Origin of the sequence: Acinetobacter geminorum, from assembly GCF_013009345.1 — a bacterium.
GTDB classification, from domain to species: Bacteria; Pseudomonadota; Gammaproteobacteria; order Pseudomonadales; family Moraxellaceae; genus Acinetobacter; species Acinetobacter geminorum.
The window spans coordinates 41210-60984 of the sequence record NZ_JABELE010000001.1 but is presented as its reverse complement, the minus strand read 5'-3'; the positions used below and the strand labels follow the sequence as shown (position 1 = coordinate 60984).

At 40.6% G+C, this 19775-nt stretch carries 19 protein-coding genes, 3 tRNA genes and 1 pseudogene; 8 read left to right on the top strand and 15 right to left on the bottom strand.

Annotated elements, in window-relative coordinates; translation table 11 throughout:
* Window positions 1-10: 10 nt before the first annotated feature.
* The 7 genes from nusA to tpiA form a co-directional block, all read right to left on the bottom strand.
* Complete coding sequence (nusA, locus tag HJG58_RS00315) at window positions 11-1495, bottom strand: transcription termination factor NusA (protein ID WP_002115134.1); 1485 nt, start codon at window positions 1493-1495, stop codon at window positions 11-13.
* 37 nt (window positions 1496-1532) lie between these two features.
* A complete protein-coding gene (gene rimP / locus HJG58_RS00310; RefSeq protein ID WP_002114922.1) occupies window positions 1533-2057 on the bottom strand; it encodes a ribosome maturation factor RimP in 525 nt (174 codons plus the stop codon).
* A gap of 215 nt (window positions 2058-2272) precedes the next feature.
* A tRNA-Met gene (locus tag HJG58_RS00305) sits at window positions 2273-2349 on the bottom strand.
* A gap of 89 nt (window positions 2350-2438) precedes the next feature.
* A tRNA-Met gene (locus tag HJG58_RS00300) sits at window positions 2439-2515 on the bottom strand.
* Window positions 2516-2553: 38 nt separating this feature from the next.
* Window positions 2554-2638: transfer RNA gene (locus tag HJG58_RS00295), tRNA-Leu, on the bottom strand.
* Window positions 2639-2694: 56 nt separating this feature from the next.
* A complete protein-coding gene (gene secG / locus HJG58_RS00290) occupies window positions 2695-3024 on the bottom strand; it encodes a preprotein translocase subunit SecG (protein WP_002115012.1) in 330 nt (109 codons plus the stop codon).
* 12 nt (window positions 3025-3036) lie between these two features.
* Window positions 3037-3831: a triose-phosphate isomerase gene (gene tpiA / locus HJG58_RS00285; RefSeq protein ID WP_046812055.1), complete on the bottom strand. Its 795-nt coding sequence runs from the start codon at window positions 3829-3831 to the stop codon at window positions 3037-3039.
* A 291-nt stretch (window positions 3832-4122) separates the two neighbouring features.
* Between tpiA and pilB the strand changes: the two genes are divergently transcribed.
* Genes pilB through coaE form a run of 4 tightly spaced genes read left to right on the top strand, consistent with a single transcriptional unit; the run spans window position 4123 to window position 8546 of the window.
* Window positions 4123-5835, top strand: coding sequence for a type IV-A pilus assembly ATPase PilB (pilB, locus tag HJG58_RS00280; RefSeq protein ID WP_170247559.1), 1713 nt, complete (start codon window positions 4123-4125; stop codon window positions 5833-5835).
* A 26-nt stretch (window positions 5836-5861) separates the two neighbouring features.
* Window positions 5862-7088: a type II secretion system F family protein gene (locus tag HJG58_RS00275; protein WP_005079343.1), complete on the top strand. Its 1227-nt coding sequence runs from the start codon at window positions 5862-5864 to the stop codon at window positions 7086-7088.
* Window positions 7088-7948, top strand: a complete 861-nt coding sequence (locus tag HJG58_RS00270; protein WP_170247558.1) for a prepilin peptidase — start codon at window positions 7088-7090, stop codon at window positions 7946-7948. The genes HJG58_RS00275 and HJG58_RS00270 overlap by 1 nt, the downstream gene beginning before the upstream one ends.
* A 1-nt stretch (window position 7949) precedes the next feature.
* Window positions 7950-8546 carry a dephospho-CoA kinase gene (gene coaE / locus HJG58_RS00265; RefSeq protein ID WP_081175453.1) on the top strand — a complete coding sequence of 199 codons (597 nt, stop codon included), beginning with the start codon at window positions 7950-7952 and terminating at the stop codon, window positions 8544-8546.
* Here coaE and HJG58_RS00260 read toward each other — a convergent pair.
* The 4 genes and pseudogenes from HJG58_RS00260 to HJG58_RS00245 all read right to left on the bottom strand — a co-directional run bounded on the left by HJG58_RS00260 (window position 8543) and on the right by HJG58_RS00245 (window position 12058).
* Entirely contained in the window at window positions 8543-9457 is a 915-nt protein-coding gene (locus tag HJG58_RS00260; RefSeq protein WP_170247557.1) for a DMT family transporter, read from the bottom strand. The two genes, coaE and HJG58_RS00260, sit on opposite strands and share 4 nt — an antisense overlap.
* A 36-nt stretch (window positions 9458-9493) precedes the next feature.
* The gene (gene rlmB, locus HJG58_RS00255) at window positions 9494-10243 is read right to left on the bottom strand and encodes a 23S rRNA (guanosine(2251)-2'-O)-methyltransferase RlmB (protein ID WP_016142380.1); all 750 of its coding nucleotides are present in this window, start codon (window positions 10241-10243) and stop codon (window positions 9494-9496) included.
* A 102-nt stretch (window positions 10244-10345) separates the two neighbouring features.
* Entirely contained in the window at window positions 10346-10672 is a 327-nt protein-coding gene (gene ppnP, locus HJG58_RS00250; RefSeq protein ID WP_002115102.1) for a pyrimidine/purine nucleoside phosphorylase, read from the bottom strand.
* A 76-nt stretch (window positions 10673-10748) separates the two neighbouring features.
* A pseudogene (locus HJG58_RS00245) lies at window positions 10749-12058 on the bottom strand (tetratricopeptide repeat protein).
* 114 nt (window positions 12059-12172) lie between these two features.
* On the opposite strand from HJG58_RS00245, the gene recN reads away from it, so the two are divergent.
* The 3 genes from recN (at window position 12173) to ruvX (ending at window position 14960) form a co-directional block, all read left to right on the top strand.
* A complete protein-coding gene (recN, locus tag HJG58_RS00240) occupies window positions 12173-13840 on the top strand; it encodes a DNA repair protein RecN (RefSeq protein ID WP_170247556.1) in 1668 nt (555 codons plus the stop codon).
* Window positions 13841-13965: 125 nt separating this feature from the next.
* Window positions 13966-14520 carry a YqgE/AlgH family protein gene (locus tag HJG58_RS00235; protein WP_002114753.1) on the top strand — a complete coding sequence of 185 codons (555 nt, stop codon included), beginning with the start codon at window positions 13966-13968 and terminating at the stop codon, window positions 14518-14520.
* On the top strand, window positions 14520-14960 hold the full coding sequence (gene ruvX, locus HJG58_RS00230; protein ID WP_002115066.1) for a Holliday junction resolvase RuvX: 441 nt from the start codon (window positions 14520-14522) through the stop codon (window positions 14958-14960). Before HJG58_RS00235 ends, ruvX begins: the two co-directional genes overlap by 1 nt.
* Window positions 14961-14991: 31 nt before the next feature.
* Here ruvX and HJG58_RS00225 read toward each other — a convergent pair whose 3' ends face one another.
* Genes HJG58_RS00225 through HJG58_RS00210 form a run of 4 tightly spaced genes read right to left on the bottom strand, consistent with a single transcriptional unit; the run spans window position 14992 to window position 18453 of the window.
* Window positions 14992-15993 (bottom strand): HlyD family secretion protein, encoded by a 1002-nt coding sequence (locus HJG58_RS00225; RefSeq protein WP_170247555.1) that lies wholly within the window; start codon window positions 15991-15993, stop codon window positions 14992-14994.
* A gap of 39 nt (window positions 15994-16032) precedes the next feature.
* Window positions 16033-16239: a DUF1656 domain-containing protein gene (locus tag HJG58_RS00220; protein ID WP_002115096.1), complete on the bottom strand. Its 207-nt coding sequence runs from the start codon at window positions 16237-16239 to the stop codon at window positions 16033-16035.
* A complete protein-coding gene (locus tag HJG58_RS00215) occupies window positions 16232-18331 on the bottom strand; it encodes an FUSC family protein (RefSeq protein ID WP_170247554.1) in 2100 nt (699 codons plus the stop codon). The genes HJG58_RS00220 and HJG58_RS00215 overlap by 8 nt, the downstream gene beginning before the upstream one ends.
* On the bottom strand, window positions 18322-18453 hold the full coding sequence (locus HJG58_RS00210) for a hypothetical protein (RefSeq protein ID WP_002115031.1): 132 nt from the start codon (window positions 18451-18453) through the stop codon (window positions 18322-18324). The genes HJG58_RS00215 and HJG58_RS00210 overlap by 10 nt, the downstream gene beginning before the upstream one ends.
* Window positions 18454-18820: 367 nt before the next feature.
* Between HJG58_RS00210 and HJG58_RS00205 the strand changes: the two genes are divergently transcribed.
* Window positions 18821-19594: an IclR family transcriptional regulator gene (locus HJG58_RS00205; RefSeq protein ID WP_016142387.1), complete on the top strand. Its 774-nt coding sequence runs from the start codon at window positions 18821-18823 to the stop codon at window positions 19592-19594.
* The last annotated feature ends 181 nt before the right edge of the window (window positions 19595-19775 follow it).

The following is a 19775-nucleotide window of genomic DNA, read 5'->3' as shown; positions in this document are numbered from 1 at the left end:
ATTTCATCTCCTAGTTAAACCATGATTCGCGAGCTTTCATGATCAATTGACCTGCTTTTTCATGACCAAGTCCTTCAATATCAGAGATATCATCAGTAGCCTGATCTGCCAAATCGTCGACAGTAATAATACCGCGAGCGGCAAGCGAGTAAGCGATCTCAGAAGTCATGCCTTCCATAGTAAGAAGGTCTGCGCTCGGTTCTTGAATATTTTCTTGCTGTTTCAAAGCATCAGTAAGGGCTGCTTCTTTTGCACGACTTTGCAATAACTCAACCAACTCAGCATCAAGCTCAATTTCGTCAAAAGTTTCAGCAGGAACATAAGCAATCTCTTCTAAAGAAGTGAAGCCCATCTCCACCAATGCCATTGCTAAATCTTCTTCAATATCGAGACGTGATACAAACATATCAAGATATTGCTGAGCTTCATTTTGCTGACGAGCACGATACTCTTCTTCAAGCATCATGTCGAGTTTGTAGCCAGTTAAATCAGAAGCTAAACGAACGTTTTGACCTTGAGAGCCAATCGCACGAGCTAATTGATCGCTGGTTGCAAAAATAATGTCGGCACTTCTTGCATCTTCATCAAGCACGATGCCTGAAACATCAGCTGGTTCTAATGCACTAGCAATGTATTGAGCCGGATCATCAGACCAGACCACTACATCAATACGTTCACCATTTAACTCTTGTTGTACAGCTTGAATACGCGTACCACGCATACCAATACATGCACCTACAGGGTCAATGCGGTGATCATTTGTTTTCACTGCAATTTTAGCACGAACGCCTGGTTGACGTGCCGCTGCTTTAATTTCAATAATTTCTTCAGAAATTTCAGGAATTTCTTTTTTCATTAAAGCAATTAACATTTCAGGCTTAGCGCGTGATAACAACAACTGAGCGCCACGACCTTCACGGTTAACATTATATAAAATAGCGTTTACACGTTGTTTTGGACGAAGAATTTCTTTTGGAATCATTTCTTCGCGTGCAAGATAAGCTTCTGCGTTGTCGCCTAAGTCGATAATGAAGCCATCTTTGGTTTGTTTTTTCACCTCACCGTAAATTAACTCACCAACTTTAGACTCGTATGCATCAGCAACTAAAGCACGCTCAGCTTCACGAATTTTTTGTACGATAACTTGTTTTGCAATTTGTGCAGCAATACGACCAAACTCAATAGATTCTACTTCGAGTTCACGCACGTCACCAATTGACCATTTAGCTGGATCAACGTCAGAAATTGCATCTTGGCAAGCCGGCATTTCATGATCTTCATCTGCCACAACAGTCCATTGACGGAACGTACGGTAATCACCAGTTTTACGATCAATTTCTACACGAAGCTGAGCTTCTTCAGCATGCGTACCTTCGTAAAATCTTTTCTTCGTTGCAGCAACTAGAGCTTGTTCTAAAGCTTCGAAGATCGCTTCACGACTAACACCTTTTTCATTACTAACCGTTTCAACAACGGTAAGAATTTCGCGGCCCATAAGTCACCTACCGATTTCTTATAAAATTTAAATAAATTTAATCTTGATAGATCAAGTTTGCTTTATCGATATTGTTGCTGTCGATCACAAGCACATGCTTCCCATCAACTTCAACCTGAATTTCTTCATTTTCAAGGTCTACTGCGATAAGTTTTGCTTGAAATTTACGACGGTTTTCTACTGCTGCAATTAAACGCAAAGCAATTTGTTGTCCGATGTAGCCTTGTAACTGTTCTAGTTGAAAAAATGGACGATCCCAACCCGGTGAAGAAACTTCTAATGAATACTCACCTGAAATTGGATCATGAACATCCAACATTGCGCCAACTTGTTGTGTTACACGCACACAATCTTGTACACCAATACCACGGCCTAGTTCTACTTCGCCATCTTCATTAATTACAGGCTCAGCATCTTCACTTACCGCTTTATCGATATAAATACGCAATAATGAACGTTTACCTTGTGGGAGAAACTCGATTCCCCAAAGGTCGACACCACATGCTTCCACTGCAGGAACAATTAAGTCATGCAATGCTTGGGATTTATTTGATAATTTCATTTACTCTCGTCATTCTCGTGCGATTCAATCGGTTGTTTTAACCGACACAGACCTACTATAGTGAAGCATGACTATTTGACCAATTGATGTCGACACTACACGATAGCGATACGATAACCAATAAAAAAGGGCGTTAATCGCCCCTATTTAGCACAGAAAACAATAGTCCACTGTGCAAAAAGGCCCACCTGTCTGTGAGCCTCTTTTAAGAAACTTGGTAGCGGGAGCTGGATTTGAACCAACGACCTTCGGGTTATGAGCCCGACGAGCTACCAGACTGCTCCATCCCGCATCAACGTGCAAAAATTATATACAAATATCGAAAAAAGTCAATGTAAACTTATCCAATATTCGCTTGATTAAGTTGCACCTTAATCAAATTGGTAGCGGGAGCTGGATTTGAACCAACGACCTTCGGGTTATGAGCCCGACGAGCTACCAGACTGCTCCATCCCGCATCAAAAAACTGCTTGCACTCAACTTTCTGGTTCAAAGTTGGTGCGGAAGGGGGGACTTGAACCCCCACGCCCGAAGGCACTACCACCTCAAGGTAGCGTGTCTACCAATTCCACCACCACCGCAGCTTGTGGGACGCATTCTAGTCCTTCCCACTGCAAAAGGAAAGCCCTATTTCGAATTATTGACTCGATTTCGGTGCATTTGGTGAAGTTTCAGGCGATGTCGTTTGAACTGGTGCCGTAGTTTGTACAGTTTTCAAACTATATGCATCAGTAGTCTGTTTTTTTGCGAAAACAGCTAGAGTTAAACTCGTCACAAAAAACAACGCTGTTAAGATAGCAGTAAGTCGAGTAAGGAAGTTACCTGAACCTGAAGCACCAAATACGGTTGCTGCTCCACCACCGCCGAAAGAAGCACCGGCATCAGCACCTTTACCGTGTTGCACTAGAATTAAGGCAATCATCAGTACCGCTAAAATAATATGTACGATCAGTACAAAAGAGTGCATACCCTATCCTCGTTATTTACTTTGTGCAAAGGCTTGTACAATTTGATAAAAAGATGCTGCATTTAACGAAGCACCGCCTACCAACGCACCATTAATATCTGGACATGCCGCCAATTCGACTGCATTTTCAGCTTTTACACTACCGCCATATAAAATCGCAATGTCTGAACCCGCTGGGGTAATCTGACTTAAACCTTCACGAATCTTAGCATGCATTGCCTGTGCATCTTGTGGAGAAGCAGTTTTACCTGTCCCAATTGCCCAGATTGGCTCATAGGCAATTACAATTTGCTTTTGCCACTGCTCAGCAGTCACTACAGGAGCAATATCACAAATTTGTTGCAATACAACTTGTTCTGCCAAACCTTGTTCACGTTGTTCGAGGCTTTCACCGACACAATAAATGACAGTCAAGCCCGCATTTAATGCATTTTGGAGTTTAGCTTTCAAAATTTCAACGTTGTCGCCAAAAATATCACGGCGCTCAGAATGCCCAACCAGTACAAAATTAATTTGGCTATCTTTTAATAGTTCTGCGCTGACTTCGCCAGTATAAGCGCCAGTACCCGCTACACGTGATACATCTTGTGCAACTGTATATACTGTTCTTGCAGCATCTTGCAATTGTGTTTGTACCATTGCAAGTGCAATAGAAACCGGAGCAACCCCTACATGACAGCTTTCATCTGCAATTTGGTTTTGTTGCAATAGTTGTTTAAATTCTTCTATAAGTTGTTTGGCATTGGCACGCATTGGGTTCATTTTCCAGTTGCCAACTACCCAAGGCGTAATCGTCGAACCCGACATACGGCTCACCTTTCATCAAAAATGCAGCACATTCTACACGCATTTATACAAATTTCAGATACTTTTCTTTAACGGCTTTGCCCATATCTTTTCTACTAATTGAAAACAGTTATAAAACTTTATTGAATCTAAAGAATCCTCTTTCAAAAATTAATGAATAAAAACTTCGACTAGTTCAAGCTTTGGCGAGTGGATCAAGACCAGAGCATCATTTTCTCAGGTAGTAATTTTAGATAACAAAAGTATAATTTTTTATATACCAATTATAAACATATGAGCACAGGTAGGCAGATGTCAGTCATACATACATCTCCAAAATTTTCGGGGTTTTTTCGGCGATTAGTCGAAGAAAAACATGTGTCGGCAGCGACCATGCAAACAGCATTAGATGCAGCAAAAAGAGCTAAACGGGATACGGTTGCGTACCTGATTGAAGAGGTTCATCTCTCCCCTTCTTTATTAGCAGAAACAATTTCTATTGAATTTGCTGAACCATATTTTGATCTGGATGTTTACGACACAAGCCAAATTCCCAAAGATTTGGTTGATCAGAAACTGATTTTAAAACATCGGGTCTTACCTCTTATACAAAGAGGACAGATTTTGTATGTCGCGACCAGCAACCCGAGTAATATTGAAGCGATTGATGCCATTCGCTTCAATAGCAAGCTCATGGTTGAGCCAGTTATTGTCGAGCACCATAAGCTTGAGAAAATTCTGGCGCAGCAATTTACCGAAGAAAGTAGCTTCGAATTTAGTGATGAAGAGTTTGATCTTGATGTAGATCTAGAAGCTCCATCCTCACAAGAGGATGAGGAAGAAACGCCTCAAGGCGATGAAGCACCTATTGTTAAATATATTAATAAATTACTCATCGATGCAATTCGTATGGGGGCTTCAGACTTACATTTTGAACCCTATGAGAAATCATATCGGGTCCGTTACCGAGTCGACGGCGTGTTGCGTCAGATTGCAAATCCGCCTTTGCAATTGGCTAACCGATTAGCTTCTCGTTTAAAAGTCATGTCTCAAATGGATATTTCCGAAAAACGAGTGCCTCAAGATGGTCGTATCAAGCTTAAGTTATCAAAAACTAAAGCCATCGATTTTCGTGTGAACTCACTTCCAACTTTGTTTGGTGAAAAACTGGTTCTGCGTATTCTCGATCCATCTAGCGCAATGCTCGGCATTGATGCTTTAGGATATGAAGAAGATCAGAAAGCTCTTTTTTTAGAAGCACTCGATAAACCACAAGGTATGCTTCTCATTACAGGCCCTACAGGTTCTGGTAAAACGGTATCTTTATATACAGGCTTAAATATTTTAAATACTGAAAGCTCTAATATTTCCACTGCCGAAGATCCAGTCGAAATCAACCTTGAAGGTATTAATCAGGTTAACGTTAACCCGAAAGTAGGTCTTACTTTTTCGGCTGCACTGAAATCTTTTTTACGTCAGGACCCTGACATTATTATGGTCGGTGAGATTCGAGACTTAGAAACGGCTGAGATTGCGATTAAGGCTGCACAAACCGGTCACATGGTAATGTCCACACTGCATACCAATAGTGCTCCAGAAACACTTACTCGCCTACGTAATATGGGTGTTCCATCCTTTAATATCGCGACGTCTGTCAATCTGGTGATTGCTCAACGTTTGGCGCGTCGGTTATGCCCACAGTGTAAAATTCCTGCCGACATCCCTAAACAGAGCCTAATAGAAATGGGCTTTACCGAACAGGATTTAACCCACCCCGATTTTCAAGTTTTTCAACCTGTGGGTTGTACTGAGTGTCGTGAAGGCTACAAAGGTCGAGTAGGTATTTACGAGGTGATGAAAGTTACACCTGAAATTTCCAAGATTATTATGGAAGATGGCAATGCTTTAGAAATCGCTGCTGCTTCTGAAAAACTGGGGTTTAATAATCTGCGTCGTTCAGGGTTAAAGAAAGTCATGCAAGGCGTCACTTCCTTACAAGAAGTCAACCGCGTGACTAGTGAATAAAAGACAATTTAAAATAAGGATAATTCATGACTGTCAAAAAGGCACAAATGATGCCGACTTTTGCTTATGAAGGGGTTGACCGTAAGGGCGTAAAAATTAAGGGCGAACTTCCAGCTAAGAATATGGCCTTAGCCAAAGTCACCCTACGCAAACAAGGTGTAACTGTCCGTAACATTCGGGAAAAGCGTAAAAATATTCTTGAGGGTTTATTCAAGAAGAAAGTATCAACACTCGATATCACAATTTTTACGCGACAACTTGCAACGATGATGAAAGCAGGTGTGCCACTGGTACAAGGCTTTGAAATTGTAGCGGAGGGTCTAGAAAACCCAGCCATGCGCGAGGTGGTACTCGGGATTAAAGGTGAAGTTGAAGGTGGTAGTACCTTTGCTTCAGCTTTAAGAAAGTATCCTCAACACTTCGATAACTTGTTTTGTTCTCTTGTAGAGTCTGGTGAACAATCTGGTGCGCTTGAAACTATGTTGGACCGTGTAGCAATTTACAAAGAAAAAAGTGAATTGCTTAAGCAGAAAATTAAGAAGGCTATGAAATATCCAGCAACGGTTATCGTGGTTGCTGTGGTTGTTACCATTATTTTGATGGTTAAAGTAGTTCCTGTTTTCCAAGACCTGTTTTCTTCTTTTGGTGCAGATTTACCTGCATTTACCCAAATGGTCGTGAATATGTCGAAATGGATGCAGGAATACTGGTTCATTATGATTATTGTGATTGGAGCAGTGATTGCTGCCTTTCTGGAAGCCAAGAAGCGCAGTAAAAAATTCCGTGATGGCTTAGATAAACTCACACTGAAACTACCTATCTTTGGCGATCTGGTTTATAAGGCGATTATTGCCCGTTATAGCCGTACTTTAGCCACTACGTTTGCCGCAGGTGTTCCGCTCATTGATGCGCTTGAGTCAACGGCTGGTGCAACCAACAATGTCATTTATGAAGAAGCCGTCATGAAAATTCGTGAAGATGTTGCTACAGGCCAACAACTCCAATTTGCAATGCGTGTTTCAAATCGTTTTCCATCTATGGCTATACAAATGGTCGCAATTGGTGAAGAATCTGGTGCACTAGACAGCATGCTCGATAAAGTTGCCACTTATTATGAAAATGAAGTTGATAATGCCGTTGATGGTTTAACTTCAATGATGGAACCTTTAATCATGGCAATTTTAGGGGTGCTCGTTGGCGGTCTAGTGATTGCGATGTATCTTCCAATTTTCCAAATGGGCTCAGTCATATAATGCAAGAAATTATTGCTTATTTTATTCAAAACTTAACCGCACTTTATATTGCAGTTGCACTATTGAGCCTATGTATTGGTAGCTTTTTAAATGTGGTGATTTATCGCACCCCGAAAATGATGGAACAAGATTGGCAGCAGGAATGTCAAATGTTGCTTAATCCCGAACAACCCATCATTGAGCATGAAAAGCTGACATTAAGTAAACCTGCTTCATCATGTCCAAAGTGTCATCAACCTATTCGTTGGTATCAAAATATTCCTGTCATAAGTTGGTTGATGTTAAGAGGAAAATGTGGCCATTGCCAACATCCTATTAGCATCCGTTATCCAGCGATTGAATTACTCACCATGCTATGTTCATTAGTCGTGGTTATGGTATTTGGCCCGACCCTACAAATGCTTTGGGGACTAGTGCTCACTTGGGTTCTGATTGCTTTGACATTTATAGACTTTGATACTCAGCTGCTACCCGATCGTTTCACACTACCTTTGGCTGCTCTCGGCTTAGGTATTAATACCTTTAATATTTACACCTCGCCTAACTCAGCTATTTGGGGATATTTAATCGGCTTTTTATGTCTTTGGATTGTGTATTACTTATTTAAAGTGATTACAGGCAAAGAAGGTATGGGCTACGGCGACTTTAAATTACTTGCCGCATTAGGCGCGTGGATGGGGCCATTGATGCTGCCATTAATTGTGCTATTGTCATCTTTACTTGGTGCAATTATTGGCATCATTTTACTAAAATTACGTAATGATAATCAGCCTTTTGCCTTTGGACCATATATTGCCATTGCGGGCTGGGTTGCCTTTTTATGGGGTGACCAGATTATGAAAATTTATTTAGGAGGTTAAGATGGCTTTTATTCTGGGAATCACAGGTGGTATTGGCAGTGGCAAATCTGCTGCAACACAATGGTTTGAATCCCAAGGAATCCAAGTCGTCGATGCCGATATTGTTGCTCGCGAAGTGGTTGAAAAAGGCCAACCTGCCCTCCAAAAAATCCAACAAACTTTTGGAGATTGGGTGCTTCAACCCGACGGCAATCTAGATCGTCGTGCCCTACGTGAATATATTTTTCAAAACCCTGAAGCAAGACAAACACTTGAGAAAATCACGCATCCAGCCATTCGCCAATCCATTATTCAACAGCTACAAAACCCAAAAAGTCCTTATGTGATTTTAGTCTCACCCCTACTTTTTGAAACCAACCAGCATGAATTGGTTAATCACACTCTATTAGTTGATGCGAGTGAACAAACTCAAATACAACGTGCAAGCCAACGTGATGGGCAAAATCAAGAACAAATCCAGAAAATTATTGCAGCTCAAATGCCGCGCGAGCGTAAACGTGAACTTGCCAATGACATTGTATTTAATGACGGATTACTCGAACATTTATATCAGCAATTAGAGCCTTTACATCAAAGCTATTTGAAGCGCGCCAACTAGTTTTGCTTATTTTGCTGCTGAATTTTTTGTGCCAAGCTATCTTGTCGAAACCAGCGCCAAGGTTGTAAGGCACCGACTCCCATTCCAACCAAGCCCACAACAATTGATGGACTTAATAACTCGCCAAGTAAAGGTACAGCTAAAATGGCAGCAATAAACGGCGCCAAAGTGACAATACTTCCCGTTTTAAAAGCACCAAGTCGCTGAATTGCTGCTACATAAGTCAAAGTTGCGATAATAACGACAAACACACCGTGGAAAATGCCCTGTATCGCTAAATGAACAGGACTCACTTCCATGAAGTTTTTAGGCAAAAATAGAGCATAGATGGGTAAATAAATAATTGCAGACCAAATCGCAACACTTGCCATAGAGTGCCATGCAGAAAGTTTCCACTGTTTAAGTAATACAGTGAAAATGCCCCACCAAATCGCACTAATAAAAAGAAGTAAATCCCCCACGCCAAAGGCCGAAGCGTTACCTTGCAACATCAACACACTCATGAGAGCCAAGGCAGTAATCATAATTGCCAGACTCACCCATGTATGCTTATCAAATGGTTGTCTAAATAAAATGTATGCTGCAATTGCAGTACAAATTGGAATACAACCATTTAAAAAAATGGCAGCATGTGCAGCGGGAGCATAGAGAAACGCGGTGTAGACGGTAAGACAATAAATGACTCCGCCAATGAGCGCCAAAATAACAGCGTGCTTACTCCACAAAAAAGCGAGATCTTTCTTATAGATCAGAATAGGCATCAAAATCAGGAAGGCGATAGCAAAGCGCAGTGCAGCAATGTCCCAAGCACTGATGTGCCACTGTGCATTTAAACGGGCAAAAAGTGTAAACCCGCCCCAAATGCACATGGTCACCAATACAAAAAAATAACCTTGCTTACTGGGAGACATATCAAGACTGCTTACAAAACTAGAAAGGCAGCTAGATTATACCTCAGAACGCTGACGACAAGCCTCATAAAGTGCCATACCCGTTGCCACACTCACATTTAGGCTTTGTAAATTTCCAGACATCGGAATATAAACTTTATGATCACACTGTGCCTGTGTAATTGGGCGTAAACCCGTATCTTCTGCTCCCATCACGATCACGACGGGACCCGCGAAATCACATTTTTGAATTGGCATTGCACTTTCATCAAGCATAGTGCCAATCACACGTGTATGAGTCGTCTCTTTGAGATGGGCTAATGTACGAGCCAAGTTTGTTACTTGGATGAATTTAACTTTCTCAGCTCCACCCGCTGCAACTTTACGAGCTGTTGGGGTTAAACTTGCCGAACGATCACGAGGTACAATCACCGCTTGCACACCCATTGCAGCTGCGGTACGAATGCAGGCTCCTAAGTTATGCGGGTCTGTCACCTGATCTAATGCCAGCAATAAAGCATCTGGGGTTTCAGCCAAGATCTGATCTAGATCTTTTTCATTTAAAGTCGGATGCGGACGTACTGCTGCAACCACACCTTGATGAAACGGTAGACCTGCAAGCTTTTCGAGACTATCACGGCTTGCTTTTTGTACACTAATTCCAAAAGGCTCTGCCAATTGCAAAATCTTTTGCAAACGCTGGTCATCCCGTCCTTTTAAAGTAAACAGGGTTAGCACACGTTCCGGCTCAAGTTCTAACAATGACTCCACTGAATGAACGCCATAATAATATTCCGGTTTTGCCATGCATGACCTCTAACAACGTTTGAGCAAAAAAATAAAAATCCTGCAAAGCCAACTTCACAGGATTTCTTTGGGCATAGTGTACCCGATTTGAATAGGAATTTCTTAGCCTTCTAAATGGCACACGTAATCAAGCACTTCATCAGTTTCGATTTTAAAAAGACTATTACCAGGCACATAAAATGATTGGCCTGCACGGAACAACTCACTTTCATTACTGTCCGCAATTGTTACGCGGCATTCACCTGAAATAATTTCCATACGCTCAGGAACATGAGTTTCAAAAGTTAAAGCTTGCTCAGTCGGCAAAATAACACCTAGTGTTTTCTTCGTTCCATCTTCAAATTGCACAGTATGGCTGATACATGCTCCACCAAAATAAACGTTTGATTTTTTGATGACCGTTACATGATCAAATTGGGTTGAACTCATGTACACTCTCCAGATAATGCCGTATTTATATAAATTATGATGAATGTAGTTTAATTGTGCCTAAATAACTAATCAATCAGTTTTCATACGGATAGACTTGTAATTTCCACTGCTGTGCCTGAATTTTTTTGGCAAAAGCATTAGGTAAGTTAATCTCAATATTTCGACTACTCGACACAATTGCATCGTATCTGCAAACTTCGACCTGATTTTCATCTAGAAGTATCCAACATACTCTTTGTGCAGTTGGATGGGCAACTGCTGTAGTAATTATTGGTGAACCGTCATTCATTCCTACATGAAAATTTTCACTGTCGTTTTGCATTAACGCCAGATCATAAGCTGGAAAATCGATAGCATCTGAATCAAATTGCTGACTATCGTGTATAAGCACACTTTGTTTTAAAGTTGGCCAAATACAATAGCGCAAATAATGTTGATCCATCACCCGATTATCGAGATAACGTCCGGTGGCAACATAATCCCTGATATGTGCTTCAATATTATGAAAAATCCCTGTACACCCGCCCCACATTCCAGCCAAAATTAACTCAGTATGAGAATAATTATCACGCATTAAGTGAAACCATTTATCACTCTTGAGCCAAGCATCTACAGCTGCTTTTTCGCGGTGCGAGACAATGGAGTCGGCATCACGTATCAGAAAACGCTTAATTGTCGGATCATCCATTACCAAAAAGCGCCAGAACAGACCAGATAGCTGTTTTTGAGAATCTGTAACCTGAATAACTTGCGCGCCCTTCTCTTTTAAACGCTGTTGCACCAGTACTGGCACCGTATCATCGACATAAAAGCGACACGTCCATTCAGGATAAATTTGTTTGGCTAACTGAATATTTAAAATAGAGGTTTCACAATAGCGAGGGTTTGCCCCAAACAATGAAAAAGCAATAATATTTTCTTGAGGGTTTGCACTAAAGGTTGGTGGTACCTGATCTGGAATTGCCAAAACAGGTTCGCTCTTCGCTAGTTCTTTTTTGGTTGCAATTGCCAAACGTCCAAATTTGATTGTTTCTTCTTTTTTCTTTAAATGATGACAAACTTCTGTGAGTCCATCATATAAATTTGTATTTACGTTAGCTCCACTTGCTTGAATCGCTTGTAAATAATGTTGATAGGCATCGTTATAACGGCCTAAGCGCAATTCGGTATAAGCTAAATCTGATAAGGCGCCAGCATGCTTGGGAATCAAATTAACAGCTTGTTTAACTGTTGATAAGCTTTGGCATAATTCCCTTGTGCTGCGGCTTGTTTAAATGCATTAAAATGCTGATTTAAAATTTTATTCATTTCCGCAGGATTATTTTTTTTATGGCGGTTGATCATCCCTATTGGTGGTTTCGGTAAGCTTAATGTTTTTTTCATTGTAAATATCCACAATCTTGCTGTTCTATAATTTCAGTTAGAATAATAGATCACTTGTAGCAAATTCAAAACTTCTCTATCTTTAACCCATAATTTGGCGCGTTGGATGCGTTTATGCTCACACATTTAACTTTAATTAATTTTGCATTAGCTGATCATTTGGCTATTGATATAGAACAAGGATTTAATGTTCTAACAGGCGAAACAGGTGCCGGAAAATCATTATTACTGGATGCACTCTCTGCCTGCCTAGGGGAACGTACAGATACAAATTATGTCCGTTATGGTTCGGACAAAGCGGATATTACCGCTGTTTTTACCTATCAAAATAATAGTCCTGAAGCAAAATGGCTCCAAGACCACGAGCTAGATGATGATTCTGGGGAAATCCATTTACGTCGTGTGATTTTCGCAACTGGACGCAGCAAAGCATGGGTTAATGGTCGCCCGAGCAGTCTCTCTGAACTCAAAGAGTTAGGCCGTTTGCTGGTTCAGCTCTATAGTCAGCACAGCCAGCAGCAGCTGCTTGAACCGCCTTATCCAAAGCATTGGCTAGACCGTTATAACAATTTTTATGTTGAAGCGAACGATGTACGTGAAGCCTATAGCACATGGCAACGTACCATCCGTTTGCATCAAGCAGCCTTAGATGCACAAGCAACCCGACTACAACGTATTGGCACTTTAGAGCATCAAATTGAAGAACTCGAAGAGGTCATTCAAACTGACTATAAAGAAATTGAGCAAGAGTTCGATCGCCTCAGTCATCATGAACATATCATGCAAGACTGTAGCTATAGCTTAAATGTATTAGATGAAGCTGAGCAAAACATTACTCAAGAAATGTCTTCGATTATTCGCAGATTAGAATCCCACTCGGGCCGCAGCGAACAACTTTCCGAGATTTATAATTCTTTACTGAATGCTCAAAGTGAAATAGATGATGCAACGGCAAACTTGCGTCAATTTATTGATCGACAAAGTTTTGATCCAGAACGAATGGAAGAGCTCAACTCTAAACTTGAAGTTTTCCATCGTTTAGCACGTAAATACCGAACTCAACCAGAAACGCTTAAAGAAGAATATGAAGCTTGGCAAAGTGAGCTTGAGCAATTGCATCAACTTGAAGACCCAGAAACACTGGCAGAACAAGTTGAAAAGTCACATGAGGAGTTCTTAGAGAAAGCTCAGCATTTAGATCATATTCGTCGTGAAGCTGCTGCCCCACTTGCTAAACAATTAACCGAACAAGTTAAACCTTTAGCACTGCCAGAGGCACATTTTGAGTTTAAGTTTGAACCACTAGAGCAACCTACAGCTGAAGGCTTAAGCTTTATTCAACTATTATTTACTGCCAATAAGGGTATTCCTCCACAACCATTAGCACGAGTAGCTTCAGGTGGTGAACTTTCACGTATTGCACTTGTCATGCAAGTGATGAACGCTGAAAAAACCGAAGCAGAAGTGTTAGTGTTTGATGAAATTGATGTCGGGATTAGTGGTGGAACCGCAGAAGTTGTGGGACGTTTACTTGCTGACCTAGCCCAACATGTTCAACTTTTATGTATTACTCACCAAGCACAAGTTGCTGCTCAGTCAGATCAGCATTTATTAGTGAAGAAACAACAAACTGATCCAGCCAGCAGTACCATTGTACAACTTGATGAAAATCAAATTATTTCTGAGTTAGCACGCATGTCAGGCGGTGTTGAAATTAATGAAACAACCTTGCAACACGCTAAACAATTACGCCAACTTAAATTTCAGGCTTCTTCAAATTAATAAAGAAAATGAGAGAAAAAGATTGGCGAAAACCGATTAACTCTTGTATGTTGATAAAAAGAACCTATATAGATAAAAGGGTCGAGAGACCCTCTAGTGACATTTTTTGAGGGAGAACCGCTTAGGTGACCAAACAATATCTGACTCACCGTTGTCTGATTGCCCCGCCAGAAATGGCAGATGACTTTTTCGCAAACACTGTAATTTATCTTGCCCGTCATGATGAAGAAGGTGCTCAAGGCATTATTATTAACCGCCCTTCCGGCATTCAAATTAAAGAATTACTCAATGATCTCGACATTGAAGCAGATAATGTAAATCCACATGTGGTTTTACAAGGTGGGCCATTACGTCCCGAGGCTGGATTCGTTCTTCATACTGGACAACCGACATGGCATTCATCTATCGCTGTAGGTGAAAATGTTTGTATTACCACCAGTAAAGATATTCTTGATGCGATTGCCCATAATGAAGGTGTTGGTCGATATCAAATTGCTTTAGGTTATGCGAGCTGGGGTAAAAATCAGTTAGAAGATGAAATTACACGCGGTGACTGGCTCATTTGTGATGCGGATATGGATCTGATTTTTAACCTGCCTTATGACGATCGTTGGGATGCAGCTTATAAAAAGATCGGTGTAGATCGTGCATGGTTAGCATCTGAAATCGGACATGCTTAATGACCGAAACACAATCAAAATCGATTATGGCTTTTGACTTTGGTACTCAAAAAATGGGAATGGCAATTGGTCAGTCTTCAATTGAAAGTGCCAATCCTCTCCCTCTATTTGTGATGAAAGATGGAATTCCAAACTGGGATCAACTCTTAAAAATCGTGAAAGAATGGCAACCTGATCTATTTTTGGTTGGTTTGCCTTTGAATATGGATGATAGCGAGTCAGAACTTTCTACACGTGCTCGCAAATTTGCGAGACGTTTACGCCATCAAACCAATATTGAAACATTAATGGTAGATGAGCGTTTAACTACACGTGAAGCACGAGAAGAACTCGGTTTCTACCAAGAGCAAGGTCGAGCAAAAAAACTTTCTGCAGATAGTTTTGCAGCCGCCTTACTCATTCAGAGTTGGTATCGAAATCCGGTCGGTTTAACCCCGTAATATTAAAAAGGAAGGCTAAAGCCTTCCTTTTTTATTTCTCGATAATATGCACAGTTGCCGTACGTCCAGAGACAAAAGCAAGCTGGTTTTTTGGTGTTTCATCTAATACGATTTTCACAGGCACACGTTGCGCTAGACGAACCCAGCTAAAGGTTGGGTTTACATTGGCAAGAAGATTAGAGCTGCTTGAGCGTTCACGATCTTCAATACCCGATGCAATACCCTGTACATGGCCTTTAATTTTCTGGCTATCACCCATTAACTGTACACTGGCCTGATCGCCGACATGAATACGGTTTAACTTCGTCTCTTCAAAATAGCCCACAACATAGAGTTGTTTACGGTCAAGTAGTGCCGCAACAGCCTGACCAACTTGAACATAGTTACCTGGGCGCATATCAAAGTTAGATAAAGTACCATCAGCTGGAGCAATTACCGCAGCACGATGCATATTAAGCTCGGCCAAATGCAAGTTGCTCGTTGCCGCCTCAATCAGAGCCTGTTGTTGCTTAACAGTTGCTTCGGCTTGTTGAATAGCAGCTTGGAGTTGCTCATGTTCAGCGTGAGATTGATCACGTGTTGCGAAAACTTGATCTTGTTCTTGTTTAGAGATAGCGCCATCCATGAGGTTTGAATAGCGGCTTGCGTTTTTCTCGGCTAACTTAATATTCGTATCCGATTTAATCAGGTTCGCTTTTGCTTGTGCTAAACCAGCTTGCGCTTGTGCAAAGGCTGCATTTGCTTTTGCTAAATCAGATTTTGCTTGCTCTACGTCTAAAGCGCGGCGAGAAACATCAATTTTAAAGAGCACCTGACCTTTTTTTACAGTCTGGTTATCTTGAACCAATACTTCTGTCACAAGCCCCGCGACATCCGAAGATACTTGAATAACGTCACCACGAACTCGACCATCCCGCGTCCACGGTGCCGCATTATAGTAATTCCATAAATGCACAATGGTATAGACCGCCACCATTAATGCGACAATCAAAATTACTGGACGGATGACTTTTTTCAAATCCACCTGATTCATTTCACTCACCTAACTCAATCTTTAATTTCGCAAACATCTCTACGCACCGACCCCAACAAAAATTTGATGTATTACCAAAAGTAATAAGAGGTAAAAACACAAATTAAAAATACTAGGTAATGCAATCCAGCCTTGTGCAATCAACTTATTTGTTAAAGGACTTAACCCACGGAAACAGATATATGCCAAGAGTGCTTGAACGAGCAAAGAAGGCACATAAATACCATAAACATTAAACTCACCCATTTGCTGTGGCTCCTCTTAGGGTGCTGCTTTCATTCATTTGCTCTGATGAAACATGGCACATGCTATAAGCAATATTGTTCAGTGAAATGAGTAGTCTTTGTCGTATAGTCATATCTTCAACATTTGAAGCAAGCTGTTTTAATTCAAATAATGCTCGGTAGATTTTCTCTACTAAAACTGTCGTATCGTTTCCGTCATTTTCTTTAGCTCTAAACAGCTCATCCAGATTTTGTTGCAAATCACCAATATGCTGAGTGAGTTCGGATGTTTGAGGAAACTGATTAGCCAACTCTTGTAATCGGCTTAAATCAACAATACTACTCGACTCAATTAGTGCTTGTTGAATTGAGGCTTTAATCTCATCCGATTGCACCATTTTGCTGTTCAGAATCCCAATCCGATCTAACATACTGCGTAGATGAACTTTAAAATCAAGACCATATGGCAGGTAGATCGCTTGTCGCATGGCACGGTAATGCAAGGCTAAAATACGGCTGGCACTCGTGTCTGGTGACATGGCACGAACAACATCAATGACAATCAAAGACACTAAAACACCTAAGATCATGGCAAATGAACTATCAAGATAAGACACCGCATCCATGCTATAAGCATTGTGCAGGTTTAGCCCCATCATGGTATTAATACCCAAAACCATTCCTACTGGCATTAGCATCTGGTTAGCCATCATAGACACTGCGAATAAGAACATCGGTAATAAAACCAGTCCAAGTTCCCAAAAAGTTGTGACATGTGGAAAAATACCAAACGCATAAATGAAAACTAAAACGGCTGAAGCAATACTACCCCAGATAAAAATACGCAGAACCGGAACGGGGTTATCTAAGGCCGTTAAAATACAGGCGGTTACTGCACCCATTTGTGCCATCATAAATCCAGCTTTCCATCCCGAAACAATCCAGACCCCAGTCACAATAAATGTAATAAGAACTGCACTAATACCGCCCCGTATCGCCACACCATGGTCACGGTGCAAACTTGGATATTTGGTCGTCATTGGGGTAATGTTGTCAGGAATTTCTTTATTACCTTGCTGAATTCGCTGCCACAAAACTTTAACGGCCAACACATTGCTAATGAAATGGCGCACATCCATTTTCATAGCTGCAACCAAAACTTGTTGATGTGTAGAAGCCGATTCCATCAAACTTGCAAAATCACTTTCAAAATCATCAGGCAACTGCAAAATATTTTCATCAATAATCAGATCTTTTTGCTCTAAAAACTGTACAACATGAGCTGAAAGCTGTTGCAGTTTTTCTGCATGAGTCTCGATAAATCTAAGTTCTTGGAGCTGCTTGATACGCTCAGATAAAGCGACTAGATTAGCGACCACCATTGAGATTTGATGAAGCATTTCCTGCAAGGGTTTGGTCATGCCATGCAGTTCACCCTTTTCATAACTCAAATGTACTGCCAAGGCATGAATATCTGTGGTGTCGCGAGTAATGGCAGCCAAAAGCTGGGTATTGTTCTGCTGCGAATCTGTATTTAATAAATTAGCAAACAGATTTTCTGTATCTTTTAGGGCTTTTATCACCCGCTGTTTAATTGCTGAGCCAATATGCATTGGAAGAATCGTGGCAGAAACCACTGCACTTGAAATCACGCCAATCGAAATTTCTATAACCCGAGCTAAAGCAATATCGAATATATTGTATTGATCAATATAGGTAATCGCATTGAAGACGATCATGGCTGTCGAGTAACCCGCCAGCATAAAAGCATAACTACGTGGAGTACGATCAAGTAACGACACATAAAGCGCAAAACCCACCCACAACGATAACACCACGGTAAATATCCAAGGTGTATTAATTAAATGTGGTGTTAGAGTTAAGGCAATCACAGCTCCACCAATTGTCCCTACCACCCGATAGACACATTTAGAGGACACCATTCCTGAATATGGATTGGCAATAATCAGGACCGTACCAATCGACCACATCGGGTTAATCAGATCTAATTCAAATGAAACAAATAGTGCCAACATTCCGGCAATAAATGTTTTTAAGGCAAAGATCAGATCAAGCCTACTCGGGCGGAACGCCAGTATTTGCTTTAATAACATGAACTCATCTCAAATACAGATTTGAACTGATGAGCATGCCCTTCAATATTTGATTGTCTTTCTAAAGACAACACAACTTTGCCATTTGCCTCAAAGCAAATGATATGAGGAGCATCCTTCAATACAATGATTTTTCCACATCTCGCCTGATTGGCCGAGATGCTTTCAGTTTGGGCGCCATTTAAACGGCCAAGCTTTGGAAAGAAGAGGTATCAAGAAATCAATCTGGAACCGATCAATTTCTCAATTAGATATTTTGTTTGGCAATTTTTTCAAAATAAAGCAATTTAGTCAACTAAAATATCTCTATTTGATAATTTGATATATTTTTTAATTATCGTATATGATGTATAAGCCAAGAGAAGTTTTCTCTTTGTCAGAGTAAAATACTCAAATCAGGCATTTATTTTAGAATTGAGACAAACCTTCTTTTTTTCTGTTATAAAAACTCAAAGATGACTCGTTGTTAAAGGATACGAACAAGACATTATGGCAATTTCAAGTTTTGGCAAAATTTTAACCGTACTGGATCTATTTTCAGTTTCGCGTCCAATCATTAATGTCGATATTATTTGCGAAGAACTTGGCTTGTCCAAACCAACGAGTTACCGTTACCTCAAAGAACTAGTATCGGCTGATCTATTAAAGCGTATTAATGGAACCTCTGGCGATTATACCTTAGGCTCAAAAATTGCTGTTCTTGACTATATATCCAGAACAACCGATCCATTAGTTCAGATCAGCACACCGTTTATGCGAAATATTGTAGAACGTACCGAACTGTGCTGTTTGCTTACCTATTTAAATGATGACTATTGCATTGACATACATCATGAAATATTTAAAGACACTGAGCTACTTTCATATGGCCGAGGCTGCCCAAGACCGATTTACGTTGGATCATCTCCAAAAACAATGGTTTCGCATTTAAGTAAACAACGCATGCAAGACTACTACCACCGTTACCAGCAAGAATTAAAACAATCAGGTTTTGCTGAAGATGAACCAAGCTTTATCCAGCGTATGCGTAAAATTAAAAAACAAGGGTTCTATTTCTCACAAGGTGAGATTGACCCAAATGTTTCAGGTCTAGCGGTTCCTGTCCGATTTTCAACCAAAGAAGTACCTTTAGCTTTGACCTTAGTTGCCTCTAAAAATCGTTTTGATTTTTTAAATGTTGAAAAGCTCATCGAAATTTTGCAAGAAAATGCAGCACTTATTGAACAACGTTTTATGGAATTATCTGAAAAAGGGGAAATCTAAAACCCCCACCTTATGATAATTTAAACTTTTCTTACACTTTAAAACATTGAATATCTCACAATATTCTCATATTATGATTTTAGCTCCTATTGATGATTCTTTTCATCAGCAGCTCATCAGTAGAAGCATCCCCCTCAGAGGAATAAGCTCATGTTGCCATCATGGGCTTTTTTCTTGCCCT

Excerpts from the sequence above, each read along its gene's own strand:
- HJG58_RS00205 (WP_016142387.1), top strand. The coding sequence starts at position 18,821 with ATGGCAATTTCAAGTTTTGGCAAAATTTTAACCGTACTGGATCTATTT.
- ppnP (WP_002115102.1), bottom strand. The coding sequence starts at position 10,672 with ATGAGTTCAACCCAATTTGATCATGTAACGGTCATCAAAAAATCAAAC.
- ruvX (WP_002115066.1), top strand. The coding sequence starts at position 14,520 with ATGACCGAAACACAATCAAAATCGATTATGGCTTTTGACTTTGGTACT.
- nusA (WP_002115134.1), bottom strand. The coding sequence starts at position 1,495 with ATGGGCCGCGAAATTCTTACCGTTGTTGAAACGGTTAGTAATGAAAAA.
- coaE (WP_081175453.1), top strand. The coding sequence starts at position 7,950 with ATGGCTTTTATTCTGGGAATCACAGGTGGTATTGGCAGTGGCAAATCT.
- rimP (WP_002114922.1), bottom strand. The coding sequence starts at position 2,057 with ATGAAATTATCAAATAAATCCCAAGCATTGCATGACTTAATTGTTCCT.
- secG (WP_002115012.1), bottom strand. The coding sequence starts at position 3,024 with ATGCACTCTTTTGTACTGATCGTACATATTATTTTAGCGGTACTGATG.
- HJG58_RS00275 (WP_005079343.1), top strand. The coding sequence starts at position 5,862 with ATGACTGTCAAAAAGGCACAAATGATGCCGACTTTTGCTTATGAAGGG.
- HJG58_RS00225 (WP_170247555.1), bottom strand. The coding sequence starts at position 15,993 with ATGAATCAGGTGGATTTGAAAAAAGTCATCCGTCCAGTAATTTTGATT.
- recN (WP_170247556.1), top strand. The coding sequence starts at position 12,173 with ATGCTCACACATTTAACTTTAATTAATTTTGCATTAGCTGATCATTTG.
- pilB (WP_170247559.1), top strand. The coding sequence starts at position 4,123 with ATGTCAGTCATACATACATCTCCAAAATTTTCGGGGTTTTTTCGGCGA.
- HJG58_RS00215 (WP_170247554.1), bottom strand. The coding sequence starts at position 18,331 with ATGTTATTAAAGCAAATACTGGCGTTCCGCCCGAGTAGGCTTGATCTG.
- tpiA (WP_046812055.1), bottom strand. The coding sequence starts at position 3,831 with ATGTCGGGTTCGACGATTACGCCTTGGGTAGTTGGCAACTGGAAAATG.
- rlmB (WP_016142380.1), bottom strand. The coding sequence starts at position 10,243 with ATGGCAAAACCGGAATATTATTATGGCGTTCATTCAGTGGAGTCATTG.
- HJG58_RS00220 (WP_002115096.1), bottom strand. The coding sequence starts at position 16,239 with ATGGGTGAGTTTAATGTTTATGGTATTTATGTGCCTTCTTTGCTCGTT.
- HJG58_RS00260 (WP_170247557.1), bottom strand. The coding sequence starts at position 9,457 with ATGTCTCCCAGTAAGCAAGGTTATTTTTTTGTATTGGTGACCATGTGC.
- HJG58_RS00270 (WP_170247558.1), top strand. The coding sequence starts at position 7,088 with ATGCAAGAAATTATTGCTTATTTTATTCAAAACTTAACCGCACTTTAT.